General features: G+C 39.4%; 15 protein-coding genes. 5 read left to right on the forward strand and 10 right to left on the reverse strand.

The genetic code is table 11. The features are described 5' to 3' along the window. Positions 1-161: 161 nt before the first annotated feature. Both GA0116959_RS08645 and GA0116959_RS08650 read left to right on the forward strand, forming a co-directional pair. Positions 162-1,316: a methionine aminotransferase gene (locus GA0116959_RS08645; protein WP_092720227.1), complete on the forward strand. Its 1,155-nt coding sequence runs from the start codon at positions 162-164 to the stop codon at positions 1,314-1,316. A 115-nt stretch (positions 1,317-1,431) separates the two neighbouring features. After that, positions 1,432-2,799: an MATE family efflux transporter gene (locus GA0116959_RS08650; RefSeq protein WP_092720228.1), complete on the forward strand. Its 1,368-nt coding sequence runs from the start codon at positions 1,432-1,434 to the stop codon at positions 2,797-2,799. Between the two features lie 97 nt (positions 2,800-2,896). Here the strand turns inward: GA0116959_RS08650 and GA0116959_RS08655 are convergent, their stop codons facing one another. The 9 genes from GA0116959_RS08655 to GA0116959_RS08695 all read right to left on the reverse strand — a co-directional run bounded on the left by GA0116959_RS08655 (position 2,897) and on the right by GA0116959_RS08695 (position 11,183). Next, positions 2,897-3,709: an ABC transporter ATP-binding protein gene (locus tag GA0116959_RS08655; RefSeq protein ID WP_092720230.1), complete on the reverse strand. Its 813-nt coding sequence runs from the start codon at positions 3,707-3,709 to the stop codon at positions 2,897-2,899. Positions 3,710-3,718: 9 nt separating this feature from the next. Then, positions 3,719-4,486 (reverse strand): ABC transporter permease, encoded by a 768-nt coding sequence (locus GA0116959_RS08660; protein ID WP_092720232.1) that lies wholly within the window; start codon positions 4,484-4,486, stop codon positions 3,719-3,721. After that, on the reverse strand, positions 4,483-5,343 hold the full coding sequence (locus GA0116959_RS08665) for an ABC transporter permease (protein ID WP_244878581.1): 861 nt from the start codon (positions 5,341-5,343) through the stop codon (positions 4,483-4,485). The genes GA0116959_RS08660 and GA0116959_RS08665 overlap by 4 nt, the downstream gene beginning before the upstream one ends. Positions 5,344-5,372: 29 nt before the next feature. Continuing rightward, a complete protein-coding gene (locus tag GA0116959_RS08670; protein ID WP_092720235.1) occupies positions 5,373-6,440 on the reverse strand; it encodes an ABC transporter substrate-binding protein in 1,068 nt (355 codons plus the stop codon). A gap of 34 nt (positions 6,441-6,474) precedes the next feature. Next, positions 6,475-7,953 (reverse strand): coiled-coil domain-containing protein, encoded by a 1,479-nt coding sequence (locus GA0116959_RS08675; protein ID WP_092720239.1) that lies wholly within the window; start codon positions 7,951-7,953, stop codon positions 6,475-6,477. A 13-nt stretch (positions 7,954-7,966) separates the two neighbouring features. After that, positions 7,967-8,182: a TOBE domain-containing protein gene (locus tag GA0116959_RS08680; protein ID WP_092720242.1), complete on the reverse strand. Its 216-nt coding sequence runs from the start codon at positions 8,180-8,182 to the stop codon at positions 7,967-7,969. A 110-nt stretch (positions 8,183-8,292) separates the two neighbouring features. Beyond that, on the reverse strand, positions 8,293-9,060 hold the full coding sequence (locus GA0116959_RS08685; protein ID WP_244878582.1) for a Crp/Fnr family transcriptional regulator: 768 nt from the start codon (positions 9,058-9,060) through the stop codon (positions 8,293-8,295). A 56-nt stretch (positions 9,061-9,116) separates the two neighbouring features. Further along, the gene (locus GA0116959_RS08690) at positions 9,117-10,058 is read right to left on the reverse strand and encodes a TauD/TfdA dioxygenase family protein (protein ID WP_171256895.1); all 942 of its coding nucleotides are present in this window, start codon (positions 10,056-10,058) and stop codon (positions 9,117-9,119) included. Positions 10,059-10,340: 282 nt separating this feature from the next. After that, entirely contained in the window at positions 10,341-11,183 is an 843-nt protein-coding gene (locus GA0116959_RS08695) for an SDR family NAD(P)-dependent oxidoreductase (protein ID WP_092720246.1), read from the reverse strand. Between the two features lie 233 nt (positions 11,184-11,416). Here GA0116959_RS08695 and GA0116959_RS08700 point away from each other — a divergent pair, with 233 nt between their 5' ends. From GA0116959_RS08700 to phoR, 3 genes are all read left to right on the forward strand, one after another. Then, positions 11,417-12,109, forward strand: coding sequence for a TetR/AcrR family transcriptional regulator (locus GA0116959_RS08700; RefSeq protein ID WP_092720248.1), 693 nt, complete (start codon positions 11,417-11,419; stop codon positions 12,107-12,109). A 237-nt stretch (positions 12,110-12,346) separates the two neighbouring features. Next, positions 12,347-13,057, forward strand: a complete 711-nt coding sequence (gene phoB, locus GA0116959_RS08705; protein WP_053579031.1) for a phosphate regulon transcriptional regulator PhoB — start codon at positions 12,347-12,349, stop codon at positions 13,055-13,057. A gap of 23 nt (positions 13,058-13,080) precedes the next feature. After that, a complete protein-coding gene (gene phoR, locus GA0116959_RS08710) occupies positions 13,081-14,442 on the forward strand; it encodes a phosphate regulon sensor histidine kinase PhoR (protein WP_053579032.1) in 1,362 nt (453 codons plus the stop codon). A gap of 48 nt (positions 14,443-14,490) precedes the next feature. Here the strand turns inward: phoR and GA0116959_RS08715 are convergent, their stop codons facing one another. Beyond that, positions 14,491-15,138: a glutathione S-transferase family protein gene (locus GA0116959_RS08715; RefSeq protein WP_092720249.1), complete on the reverse strand. Its 648-nt coding sequence runs from the start codon at positions 15,136-15,138 to the stop codon at positions 14,491-14,493. Positions 15,139-15,279 lie beyond the last annotated feature (141 nt).

The raw sequence follows: 15,279 nt of genomic DNA on the forward strand, positions 1-15,279 counted from the left end.
ACCTTTTAGTTTTATGGGTGGATAAGTGTGTTTGCCTCTCGAAGAAATCATGCGCTAGATAAAAAACGGGGCTTTGTTAAATTTACGCGGTTTTATTCAACCTTTCCCCACTTACGCCTACAATTAAAAAACATCAAAAAGTCATTAGGTGAGTTCAGATTATGCTCAATATCCATTCCAAGCTCTCTGACCAAGGTGTCACTATTTTTAGCGTTATGAGTGCGATGGCACAGCGTTTGAATGCTTTAAATATGTCTCAAGGCTTTCCAGACTTTCCTGCCCCACCCGCTTTATTAGAGGCCTTAGGTCAAGCAACACAGGATGGATTTAATCAGTATGCAGCAGGTGATGGCTTGCTGATTTTACGCGAACAACTGGCCAAATTATTTTTACAACGAGATCAATTACAGATTGATCCTATCAGTGAAATAACCATTACACCGGGAGCAACCATTGGTCTTTTTAGTGCGATTCATGCCGTGGTCAATCCTGGCGATGAAGTCATTATTTTTGACCCAAGCTATGACAGTTATGCCCCGAGTGTGAAATTGGCTGGTGGTGTAGCAGTACATATTCCGTTGCAAACTCCTGATTTTCATGTGGATTGGAATCAAGTACAGCATGCCATAAATGATAAAACCCGTATGATCATTGTAAATACACCTCACAATCCGACAGGGGCCATTTGGGCAAAGCAAGACTGGCTACAACTGATTACATTAATTGAAGATAAAAATATCGTTGTGCTGTCTGATGAGGTCTATGAACATCTCATTTATGATGGAAAGAGACACTATTCAGCGCTGTGCTTCCCAGAACTCCGTGAACGTAGTTTTGTTGTGGGCTCTTTTGGTAAAACCTTTCATGTCACAGGATGGAAAACGGGTTATTGCATTGCAGCACCCGCACTCATGCAAGTATTTCGTCAGATTTATCAATTTACTAATTTCTGCGGGGTCACCCCTGTGCAAATGGCTTTGGCTACATTTATGGACAAACATCCTGAACATATTGCGGAACTGGCAAACTTCTATCAAGCCAAACGCGATATGTTCAATGCAGGTTTAAAAGAATCACGTTTCCAATTCACACCATCACCAGGCACTTATTTTCAAAATTTAGATTACAGCACCATCCGTCCTGATTTAAATGATGTCGCGATGTGTCAGTATTTAGCAGAACAACACGGTATTGTTGCGATTCCCGTTTCTGTTTTTTATCAAAAACCACCTGAAAATTTGCGCTTAATTCGTTTTTGTTTTGCAAAAAAACAAGCCACGCTCCAGCAAGCAGGACAGATTTTATCCGCGGTATAATGCTATAAATTAAACTTAAAGCCTGAGTTACTTAAAAGCTCAGGCTTTTTTTATGACAAATATGCTAATGTGAACAACAAAACACTGCCAACAATAAAATATCAAAGGATTGCGTATGCCTGAGCATCAACCGCTCGTCAAACAACAAAAACTATGGAAAACCTTCTTAATTTTTCTACTTCCTTTGATCGCGACCAATATTCTACAAAACCTGTCAGGTACCATTAATACGATCTTTGTTGGACAAATGCTAGGTGTACATGCCATTGCTGCCGTTGCCGTTTTTTTTCCTATTCTGTTTTGTCTCATGGCCTTTGTGATTGGTTTATCTGCTGGGGCAACCGTGTTGGTCGGACAAGCTTGGGGCGCAAAAAATGTAGAAAAGGTTCGCTGTGTCGTCGGCTCGACTTTATACATGACCCTCATTGGGGGCACACTTATTGCGTTCTTGGGCGTTTTTTTTACCAAATCTATTCTGTTGGCTTTGGGTACAGCACCCGATGTACTGCATTTATCAGTTCCCTATGTCCAGTGGATGTTGGCCGGTAGTCCACTCCTGTTTATCTATATTATTTATACCTCTATTCTGCGTGGGGTCGGCGATAGTACCACTCCATTGATTGCCTCGGCCATGACCATTGGTACAGGATTAATTATTACGCCTGTGCTGATTTTAGGTAAGTTTGGTTTTCCCCAATTGGGCATTATTGCGCCTGCGATTGCCACCACCATTGGTTTCTTGATCGCTCTGATTTTTTTATATATCTATTTAAATAGAACCGATCATCCTTTGCGTCCAGATTTGGCTTTAATGAAACATGTTCGTCATCAGCCCGAACTGAGTAAAATTATTCTGCGCTTAGGCATACCCACAGGTATTCAAATGATGACCACCTCCATTGCAGGTCTAGTCATTGTCGGCTTAGTGAACCGTTATGGAGCTGATGCGACCGCAGCCTATGGGGCAGTAAATCAAGTATTGAATTATATTCAATTCCCCGCCCTCTCTATTTCAATTGCGGCCTCTATTTTTGCGGCTCAAGCGATTGGTGCAGGCAAATCAGAATTACTGAACAAAGTTACCCGTACAGCCTTGGGGATGAATATTGCGATTACCGGTACTTTAGTGACTTTGGCTTATTTATTTTCTAAGTACTTAATGGCGCTGTTTATTACTGATCCGCAAGTTGTAGTCTTGGGTCAACAACTGCTATTTATTGTGCTGTGGTCTATTTTATTCTTTGGCGCAAGTGCCATTTTCGCCTCTATTATGCGTGCCAGTGGTACGGTTACCGTGCCTATGATCATTAATATTGTGGCTATTTTATTTATTGAAGTCCCTTTTGCTTACTTGTTTAGTGAATGGTGGGGCTTAAAAGGTATTTGGTATGCTTATGCTTTGGCCTTTGTCAGTCTGTGTATTTTACAAGGACTGTATTATCAATTTTTCTGGAAGAAAAAAGCCGTTAAAGCCTTAATCTAATTTGGAATTCATTGGTTTTAATCTTTTGATGGATCAAGTGAAAAATTTAAATAAAAAAACCTGCTTATTGCAGGATTTTTTTATAAGAGCTGTCTGTTTACCACGACAATTTATATTGATCCAATTCATGTGGTAGCACATCAATATGCTCTTGGAAGTCTCGTAAAATATCATTTTTAATAGAAGCCAAACGGTAGTCTTCACGTTTACGGGGGCGCTCTAAATGTATAGGCACAATCCGTTTAATCCGTCCTGGGTGCGGTTGCATGACCACCACTCGATCCCCTAAAAGTACTGCTTCTTCTACGTCATGTGTGACCAAAATGGTGGTGATTTTTTCGGACTGCCAAATGCGTTGTAACTCTTGCTGTAAATTGGCACGGGTTAAAGCATCCAAGGCACCAAACGGCTCATCCAGCAATAAAATTTGTGGACGATTGACCAAGCTACGCGCAATCGCGACACGCTGACTCATCCCACCAGACAATTGACTTGGATAGGCTTTTTTAAATGAGCTGAGTTGTACCAAATTGAGGTGATAATCAATTAATTCCTGTTTTTCAGTTTTAGAAAGTGAACTTTGTTCTAACGCCAAAGCCACGTTTTGCTCTACATTTAACCATGGAAAAAGTCGGTGATCCTGAAAGACAATACCACGTTCTAAACTGGTGCCTTGAATGGGCTTTCCATCAATTAAAATACTGCCTTGAAAATCTGCATCTAAGCCTACCAATAAGCGCAAGAGTGTTGATTTCCCACAACCACTATTGCCTACAATACTAATAAATTCACCGGGCTGAATATTTAAATTAATCTGTTCCAACACTTGTAAGGCTTCTCCCTCTTGGGGAAAAAATTTATCTAATTTTTGAATCTGAACATGACCTAAAACATTGACTGATTGATTCATGTTATACCCTCAACTTTTTTTATTCACGGCCTGACGCCAACGTAAATTATAATTCTCGAAAAACTGAGCTGCTTTGGAAAATACTAAACCCACCACAGCAATCACTGCCATGCCATACAATACAACGTCCATTTGAAAAAGATTTTGCCCATCCAAAATCGGGTTAACCACACCTAACGATGATACAAAGAAATATTCTGCTCCCACCGTTGCGACCCAAGAGAACACCAATGCAATATTTAAACCAGCAAAAATACTGGGTGCAGCGGCTGGCAAAATCACTTTAAAAAATGTACTGATAGGACTCAATTGAAAAATCTGTGCCACCTCTCTAATTTTATTTGGCACATTTTTTACACCATCATAGGTATTAAAAAACACGGGATAGAACACCACCAAGGCAATAAAAATCACTTTAGATAATTCGCCATGACCAAACCACATGATCATGAGTGGAATCCATGCAAAAACCGCGACATGTTTAATGGCATTCAATGTCGGTGAAAAAAACCGATCTAGCCAGATATTTAAACCCAATAGCAAACCCAAACCTGTCCCAATTAAACCGCCCGCAACAAAACCGGTGCTATTTCTTAACAAACTGGCAATCACATTTTCATACAATTCACCAGACTGAAGACCATTTAAAAATGCCTGCCAAACCTGTTTAGGTGGTGCCAATAGCGCTGGATCGACCCATTGTTTTGCTGTCACCAGTGACCACACTCCAAATAAAATGAGTGGAATGACCCAGCCTCGATAATCAAATTTTTTCATGAGTTCACCTGCTTATATGGCCTTGTCCCAACCACGGAATTTTTTTGTAAAAGGCTGATCAACACATCAAAAGCAAAACCCACCAAACCAATCACAATCACCGTCGCCATGACCACATCTAACTGAAAAATTTGCCGGCCATAGACCATGACATAGCCAATCCCTTCACTAGAAGCCAACAATTCCACCGCAACCAAAGCACCCCATGCACTGGCCAGTGATAAACGTAATCCGCCTATAAAACTCACGAATGCCCCAGGCAAAACGAGATTTTTAAACTTTGACCATGTTCTCAATTGATAAGCCTGTGCCACCTCAGTTAAGGGCTGTGGAATATTGCGTACACCCTTAAAGACATTAATGGTCATAGGCACCAAAGCCGCTTTGGCAATTAGAATAATTTTTAAGGCTTCATCAATTCCCACCACCAAGATGAGCAAGGGAATCCAACCTACGACAGGCACTAAATTAATGACTTTAAAGGTCGGCCAAATATAGGCTTCGGCCCGACGTGATAAACCCATGATTAAACCCAAAGCCAAGGCCAGTAATACGCCAGCACTGAACCCATACGCAATACGAATCAAACTTACGCGAAGATTGCTCCACAGTTCACCACTACTGTATAAGTCTTTTAGAGCTATCCAGACCAATTCTGGCGAAGGTAACAACAAAGGATTTACCCAGTTTTTTGCCACAGAAATCTGCCATAGCCAGAGCAATCCAATCGGGAATATGAGACCGATACTCCACTGCACTGCCCAGCGCTGACTGAGCCATGCCCAGATTTTTTGTGTGTTTTCTGTGCTGGATGGAGTTTCTGATTTTGTTCTGCTCAGTTCAAGTTCTTGTAACATCCGCGATGCTCCTTAAGCGGGCCAATGGCTTATTTGCCACTGGCATTTAAAGGCGTCCAGAAATTCTGCAAGTTTTGACTTTTCAACGCATTGTTAACATATTTCGGCTCAATCCAGCGATCGACATCAATATTGCCTCGGATCAATTTCAAATCTTGCCCCGCTTTGAGCTTTTGCTTAATTAAAGTCACATTGTAAGCATCAAAAATGGGCGCGCTATGACGCTTTAAATCCACACCTGCGTTGGCTTTGGCAATATTACTAAACGATAAGCCAGATTTGGACCACGTTTTGAATAAAGCATCTTTATGAGCCGGATCACTTTCCCATGCAGCTTGTTTGACCAGTACATTCACGACACGCTGTACGGTTTCAGGATATTTTTGTTCAAATTTTGAATTCACCAACACATAACCAGAGAGCTTATAGACATCCGGTTCTTTTTTAGTCGTGTAAATAATCTTGGCAATACCACGATCAACCACGGGTAATAAGGCTTGATTACTCCAAATAGCATCAATATCACCACTGGCTAAGGCTGCATAACCGACAGGACCATCCATATTGACAAAACGGAAGTCTTTTTCAGTTAAACCGTATTTCTTAATCACATTAATGATTGATAAATGCAGGTTGGTTCCTTTAAAGAATCCAATACGTTTACCTTTTAAATCTACTATTGATTTTGCACTTGATCCTGTCGGTACAGCCAAATAGGTGTTGTCACTGGTACCACCAATCGCAATCAATTTGGTATCTAAACGGCTGGCCTTACCAATCAAGGCGGGTAAATCACCTAACCAAGTAATATCGACTAAGCCATTGGCATAGGACTCATTAATGGCAGGACCTGCACCTTTAAAGTTATTCCACTGCACTTTAATCCCATCTTTTTGAAATTCTTTTTCAATCAAACCCAAAGTTTGTGTGGTGGAATAATAGTTGCCATAACCGACTGGACGGTTACCGGTACCGACATAAGGTGATGCAAAACGAATGACACTCGGCTTAGCTTCAGCAGCCATGACCTGAACAGTCGGCACCAACGTGGTTACTGCGAGTACACCTGTAAATAAAATTTTAGTCCACTTGTACATCTCTAGCCTTTCCTCTGAATTCAATTTAAAACATTTAGAAACCGTATTGAAGCTGTGCGACCAGCTCGTTATAACTCTTGTTGGTAATTTCATTATTGATATGGTTTAAATTCACTTGGAATTTGGTGGTTTCTGCAAAGAATGTATTCAGACCCACGCTGTGAATATCAATAGTTTGATTGGATGCATTTTTGTCACGATCAATGCTGTCAAAACGATAAAAACCTTGATAAGACTTTGGCCACCAGTCGTCATAGCGACCTTGGTTGCGGAAACCTTTTACGAATTGTTCCCCAAAGTTCCAGAATAATGTGCCGGTATGAGATTCGCTTTCACGCTGATAGACCGATGCTGTTTGATGGCTATACGTCTGATCTTCACCTTGAACATATTCATAGGTTGCGCCAAAAGGATGATGGTTATAATAAATATCAAAACCTTTACGCAACACATCGCCTTTGCCCGCAAAAGAGGCTGAAGCACCTGAGGTATCAAACAAATTGCTCTTACCCTGATACCACGACACACCAAAACTTAGCTCACGTAGCCATGAGTTATATTCCGCAGGCAAGGTATAACGCAGGCGTCCAATCAAGTTTTTATCATCATTGTCATCCGACTTATTGGCACCATTGCCATTCACCAAACCAAAGGCATAACTGATCATAGGTGAGCGGTAGTTGTAACCATAATCGACCGTTGGTAAAGCATCTCCACGCACAATCAAACCGACTTCACGCAGCGCCAGACCATAGCCATAACCAGGTAAGCTAAACAATGCATTGTTGATGGTTGGTTTTAAATCTTCAGTCGCTTGAACTTCCTGCCCAAAAGGCAATAATTGCTGACCCAAGGTGACAGTCAAACGACCTGTATCTGCACTTAAGGTCGGCAGCACGTTATAAATCAGCTGTGCATCCAATAAATTCAGATAACTATTATTGGTTCCTGTTTGTGGTGATGTACCAAAGCGCAAATTGAAGTCTAGATTTTTACCCTGTTCATAATCTTTAAACAGGTTTCCCGCAAAGCCAACTTGCACTGCCCCCAAATCAAAAGATGAACGACGATTATTCACCGCAGAACCCGTATTTTGACCTTGTGGCTGTGTAACTTGAGCTTCATCGAGATAAGACGCTTTGGCCTGCACCACTCCATTGATCAATAATTGACGGGTTGATAATGCCGTTTTGGTATCACGCTCACGTTGCACTTGATATTTATAGTTTTCAATATCACTCTGTAAGCCTTGCAGTTCTGCTCGGGTGACAAAGCTTTGATCATCTCCACCTTCGGATGTCAGTTCAGCATCAACACCCTCGATATCTGCTAGTGCTGTTGTCTGGTTCTGCCCCTGTATACGCCCCAATTCTGTTTTTAACTGCTTCAGCGACTGCTCAAGCTGGCTGACTTGCTGCTGTAACTGCGCGACATCGGCATCTGCATGGCTGATGGCAATGCTGGCACTGAGTAAGGTCAATACGCCTGCACTTTTTGTTATATAGTTCTTCATGGAAAACAAATACCTACAGCTTGGCAAGCGACACATCGGTCGATTTAATCAGTACAAGCACTTGGCTGCCAATCTGTAAATCCAACTCTTCCACTGAGCGAGTGGTAATCACTGAAGTAAATACACCCGATGCCGTTACTACATCCACCTCTGAAACAACATCACCTTTTACAATTTCCTGAATCGTGCCTTTAATTTGATTACGTACATTAATCGATTGAATAGTCATTTTTAATTCCCGCGGTTTTCGTTGGAATCACTATGGCCTATTTTTTATATTCCCAAAAATAATATAATTTGCTTTTTATATCTTATTTTATAAAATCTAAAAAAGTGATTTTAAATCCAATTTATCTGATATTTTAGATAATCTTGATCTTTAATAATAATATTTTCATATTGCCAAAAAATAACATTCTGTGTTTTTAATTTCTTAATTTCTTTATTAATGGTTTGCCTAGAAGAAGATAATAAATCAGCCAAATCATGCTGTGAGATCTTTAAACCAATTTCAGTACCCAAATGGTGATTAATACCATATTGATGCGACAAATCGAATAATATTTTACAAATTTTTTGATGTAAACTAGCAACTTGTATAAATTTAAGTTGCTGTAAAAGATCTTGCATACGCAGACTTAAAATATGCAAAGCATCTTGTTTTAATGCATTATTCCTGCTCATTTCTGTTTGAAAAACCAATATAGGAATATGTAATATTTTGACTTGATTAAAGGCATAATAATCATAATCAACGACTTGTTGATTAATGCAGGCCAATAAATTTATTGGGCTCTTTTCTGAAAAATAATTAAAAGCATGAAAACGACCCGATGGGCTTAAATATCCAATTTGGATAATCCCATCGAGTAAAATAAAAACTGACTCTCTACAATTATTTTTATTTAATATTAAATTACCTTTTTGGTATTTTTTAATAAATGAAGATTCCAAAATAGAATAAATATGATCATCAGATAATGTTTTAAAAATATTTCTTAATATCTGATTGTTCATTTTTTCATTTAAATTATGAAGCCCCATTATTGATCCATCCAATATTTTCAAAATTAATATTAGATGGATTATTTTAGGCTGACGAATCATTTATTCTTGATTGGTTTTCACTTTATCTGCAAACCTTGTCAATCAATCAGCTTTTATTATGAAACTTTTTCATAATCGACTTCTGAGGCGACATAACGGTAGTCAGACACATCGCGTTTTACTTCTTTACGAATGACTTGACTCAATTGACCATCAACACCGACCGGAATATCCCCTTCTAAAGTGACCCGGCGAACTACACGGTGCTGATCTCCATAGTCATTAATTGCACGGTGTTGTGTTGCACGATTATCCCAAATGGCAATATCACCCGCTTCCCAACGCCAACTGACAATATTTTCCAGTTTTTCTACATAATTTTGGAATATATCAAATAAACGGCGCGAATCAGCTTGGCTATAGCCCACAAATTTTTGAAAGAAATGACCAAGGACTAAGGTTTTTTCAGCTGTTTCTGGATGCACGCGCACCAAGGGATGCTCAGTTTCGTATTCTGTCGAATTAAAGAAATCTTTATACTTTGCCAATACTTCAGCAGGCACACTGGCTTTGGCTGCGTAATCATAATTATTGCTGTGAATGGCTCTTAAGCTTTCTGCCAAGGTTTTGAGTTCTTCTGGCAAATCATTATAGGCCGTTGTGGTATTGGCCCAAACAGTATTTCCACCAACCTCTGGTGCAACAATACTGCGTAAGATAGATGCTTTTGGATAAGCATCTAAAAAGGTGATATCTGTATGCCAACTGTCTGCCCGTGCGCCACGTGAATCTAACTCTAAAATATGATTTGAACCTTGCTTCACAGGAACAGTCGGATGATTCAAGGGCGTGCCCAAACGCGCAGCAAAAGCCTCTTGCTCAATATCATCCAAATGTGACTGATCTTTAAAAAAAATGACTTTATGTTTGAGTAAGGCCTGATTAATTTCTTGTACCACTGTAGCATCAAGTGATGATGATAGTTTGACACCTTCAATCACTGCTCCAATACGCCCATTAATCGCTTTAACTTGAATGTGTTGATATTGAATGCTCATGTTCAATTCCTCATAGATCTATATCTGATAGACAGTGTGTCTGTGGCATCATCATGAAGAATTTACTTATTCATATCTGTCAAAAAATTGACATTCTTATACTGCATTTCAGATATATAAAAATTAAAAGAAGCATTAAAAATGCCAAATCCTATTGCACGCGTTTTCTGTAAAAACCTTGCACAATCTTCTAGATCAATCGACTTTCAATAAAGATAAACTGGTTTCTTGGTGATAAAAAAGTCCGCCTAATGCGGACTTTTTTATCATTGAGGAAAAAGTTTATTGCCCTTTTCCTTGGCTCCATTTGGTCGCCAAGGCTGTTACTTTTTGATAGCCTGTCGGTAAAATCCGCTGGATTAAATCTAAAGTCTTTGCATCGTTCCCAATCAATAAACGGCGTTTATCTTTTTGTACAGCTTCTAAAATTTGACGTGCTGCTTCTTCAGGCGGACAACGTAAGAATTTATTAAAAGTCTGAGCTGATTTTTCAGGATTGAGTCCCAAAGTGCGTAAGCTATCATTCATTTTAGCAGCATTGGCAATATTGGTTCGAATACCACCCGGATGGACACATAGTGCGCTCACACCACAGTTTTCCATGTCCAATTCCTGACGTAATGATTCGGTAAAACCACGTACCGCAAATTTGGTGGCATTATAGGCCGACTGTGTCGGTTGAGCGGTCAAACCAAATAAACTTGAAATGTTTACAATATGTCCTTCACCTGACTTTTTAATCAGTGGCAAGAACTCCTTGGTGCCATATACCACGCCCCAAAAGTTAATATTTACAATCCATTCCAATTCCTCATAACTCGCACCTTCAACTGTCGAACCGAGCGCCACGCCCGCATTATTAAAAATCATATTGATAGAACCATGATTCTGTACAGTGTCCTGCGCCCAAGTCCGTATTTCTTCCAAATTTGCAACATTCACTTTTTTTGTTGTTACCCGAACGTTGCTGCTTTTGACCAGCTCTGCTGTTTGCGCCAAACCTTGCTCATTCACATCACTTAATGACAAATGACAGCCTTGTTTTGCCAACAGGATTGCCAATTGCTGACCAATGCCTGAACCTGCCCCAGTAATTGCGGCCACTTTATTTTTAAAATTTTTCATGATTCATCCTTATTTAATGATTTGCATCATCCATCTCAACCAGTTGCTTCTTTTTCTGCCGTGATGATGTCAGTTGCTTTCATTAATATAATTTTGACAATGAGTATTGTCAATATAATAAATCACCAAACTCAATTGAAAATAGCACTCGCTTTTCATTTCCTGCATAGGTGTAGGCGGAAAATATTGCTAAGATAGCAACATATCTAGATTGAACTTGGCATACGACCTTTATGACTGAACAGCAGACAAATCTTGAAGAAAAAAACAATAAATCTGTAAAAACCAAAGAACGTCAATTTAAAGGTTTATCTTTAACAGAGCGCAAACAGGCACGGCGTGAAAAATTAATTCAGGCAGGCATTGAGGCTTATGGTCGTCAGGGTTTTTTTGCGGTAACGGTGAAAGATATTTGTAATGAAGCCAAGCTAACAGAACGCTATTTTTATGAATCATTTAAGAAAAGTGATGAACTTTTTCAAACCATTTTTTTAACTTTAATTGATCAATTACAACAAAATGTCATGCAAGCTATTATGCAAGCATCACCTGTTCCAGAAAAAATGATTGCATCAGGTTTGACTGCTTTACTCACCACTTTGAAAAATAATCCGGGGATGGCACGCATTATTTATATTGATGCTATGCTGGTTCAAGAGTTACATAACCAAGCCACTATTCATGAAACCATGTCGCGCTTTGAACGCATGATCCATGCCTTTGTGATGTTGACGATGCCGCATATTAAACGCTCGGAACGTGAAATTTCTTTAATCGCCACAGGTCTAAATGGATATATTACCCAAATTGCTATTCGATGGGTCATGAGTGGCTTTAAACAGTCCATGGATGAGGTATTGTCCTCATGTAGTATTGTTTTTCTGTCTTTGGTCAATACTTTTGAAGAAAAGGGTAAAAATATTTAAAAAGAAATTTAGAATTGATATTCATCTATATTCTATGCATAAAGTTATGAAATTTATTAATTTTAAATAAAAATTTAGCAAGAAAAGTTGTTTTAACCGTCTTAAAATTGTCACATTTGTTTGCGAAAGTATCATTCATTCCCTTTTCTGCAATCATACTGTCATAATTAATCTTTGTAATAAGCCTGTCATAAATACAAAACGGTTCACCGTTAACATCAAATAGGATATTGCGTTGTGAAAGATGACTATATATTAATCGTCGATGACGAACTTCCCATTCGAGAGATGATTCATACGTCTCTCGATATGGCAGGCTTTCAATGTTTACAAGCCGAAGATGCAAAACAGGCACATCAAATGATTGTCGATCAACGTCCTTCTCTCATTTTACTGGATTGGATGCTTCCTGGTGGAATCAGTGGCGTAGACTTGTGTCGTCGTTTAAAACGTGATGAAAATTTAACTGAAATTCCAGTGATCATGCTCACTGCGCGTGGCGAAGAAGACCATAAAGTTCAAGGTCTAGACGCAGGTGCAGATGACTACATGACCAAACCTTTTTCGACCCGAGAATTGGTATCACGCATTAAAGCAGTATTACGCCGTGCAAATGCATTAAGTGGTGAGAAAACCATTGATGCCAATGGTCTAATCTTAGATCCAGTCAGTCAGCGCGTTAGTTTTGGTCAAAATATTTTAGAGATGGGGCCTACAGAATATCGTTTATTGGCCTTCTTTATGACCCATCCAGAACGTGCCTATACCCGTGCTCAATTGCTTGACCAAGTATGGGGTGGAAATGTTTATATTGAAGACCGCACGATTGATGTCCATATTCGTCGCTTACGTAAAGTGCTAGAACCTTATGGAGCTGATCGTTTTGTACAAACTGTTCGTGGTACGGGTTATCGCTTTTCGACCCGTGCAGATGTCGCTCTAGGTTAATCATTTTAGGTAAATCGTGTTTTATGTATGAACCGTACCCCGTCCCAGAACTTGCACGTGAACATAAAAAATTCCGTTACAGTAGCTTATGGGCTTTTGCCAAACAAGATTTGCGATTACTGGCTTTTTTACTGCTCATTGCAGCATGTGTCGGAATTGGGCTTGGGTATTTTTGGATTTGTATTTTTAGCGCTTTTTTAATATTTTTTACCTTGCAATTACGTTCACTGTATTTGGTTAATGAATGGATTTCCAATCGTCCCTATGATGTCCCTCCCAACCTACATGGGATTTGGGGGGCTTTGCTATTCAATGTTTACCGCGCACAACGTCAGGAACGCATTGTACAAGCAGAAATGGTTGGTCTAATTGATCGAGCGCAATCGTCATTGGTTGCACTGGCTGAAGCAGTAGTGTTAATTGATGAATTACAACAAATTGAATGGTGGAACCCAGCAGCAGAAAAACTCTTGGGAATTCAAACTTTAGACCGTGGTCGTAATATTTTAACCATTTTACGTCAACCCAGTTTTATTGAATATTTTAACCACATCGATCAAGCACCCGATGGCTTGAAAATGAAATCTTCTGCCTTTGAAGACCATTATGTGCAAGTTAAAATGACCCGTTTTGGCGGCGAAAGTCGCTTACTGGTGGCTTATGATGTAACGCGAATGCATAATCTAGAGCAAATGCGTAAAGACTTTGTCGATAATATTTCGCATGAATTACGTACACCTCTCACAGTACTCAGTGGTTATATCGAAACCTTTCTCGATCAAGAAGACCTTAATCCACGTTGGAAACGTGCTTTTGACCAGATGCAGGCACAAAATAAACGCATGAATGCCTTGGTGAATGATTTATTGTTATTGTCACGTTTAGAAAGTAATAAACAAATTGCCAAAAATCAAATCATTGAAATGCCCAGTTTAATGAATCAATTGTTTGATGATGCTCAGGCCTATAACGTGGATTATCATCATACTTTAAATTTGGATATTGATAGTCACTGTGACTTGATTGGTTCAGATATGGAACTGGCCAGTGCATTTAGCAACCTCATTACCAATGCCATCAAGTACACACCCAAAGGTGGAACCATCACCATGGGTTGGCATGACGATGGTGAACAGGGCATTTTTACTGTACAAGATACGGGTATTGGCATTGATCCAAAACATTTGCCACGTTTAACTGAACGGTTCTATCGAGTGGATAGCGCCCGTAGTCGTCAAACTGGAGGCACTGGTTTAGGCTTGGCAATTGTCAAACATGTGTTGATGCAACACGGTGCATACTTAGAAATTGAATCTAAAGAAAATCAAGGATCTATTTTTAAAGCGATATTTCCAAAAGAACGCCTGTATCAAATGACAGAATAATCTGCCGAATCAAATTCGGCAAAATATCGCAGTGTGTAGATATACTTATTAACCTAAATTCTGTTCTTTTAAACGTGCCTTTTGATAAGCAGGGCGTTGTTGGATTCTTTTTACATACGCCGCAATATTTGGATAGGTTCCCGATATTCTAGATTGGATTGCTTCTAACGGAAAACCCATTTGAACATCGGCAAAAGAAAAATGACCGGCCAAATAGTCATGCTGTGCTAAATAATCTTCTAAAAAAGCAATATGATCTTTTAAACGCGGCTGAATAAAATGGCCTTTCACCCCTGCTGTAATTTTTTTTGCAATTGGTTTGATTAACCAAGGCACATTTTGAGGCACGTTATTCATCACCAATTGCATGACCAAAAGCGGCATCAAAGACCCTTCAGCATAATGCATAAAATAACGATATTGCAGTTGGTCCGCTTTATCCTGTGGTTTAAATTGTTGCTCTACATCATAAGTTTCTTGGAGATACTCTAAAATGACAGCCGATTCAGCAATGGTCTGATCTGCATCAGTCATTACGGGTGCTTTAGCCAAAGGATGAATCTGTTTTAATTCAGGAGGTGCAATAAAACTGGGCAGACGTTTGTAAAACTTAATCTGATAATCCAGTCCCAATTCTTCTAAAGCCCATAAAATACGAAATGAACGTGATTGATCTAAATGATGTAAGGTAATCATGATTCTGGTCTCTATTTTTATGAATTGACTATACGCTATTGGCTTAAAAAAAAGACAGCCTGCTTTACACAAAAAAGCATAACGCTACAGTCAATTCAACCAATTCCGTCTTCATTTCGCGCTTAATAAGTCTGGTCTGAT

This window comes from Acinetobacter albensis, from assembly GCF_900095025.1.
In the GTDB taxonomy this organism is placed as follows: Bacteria; Pseudomonadota; Gammaproteobacteria; order Pseudomonadales; family Moraxellaceae; genus Acinetobacter; species Acinetobacter albensis.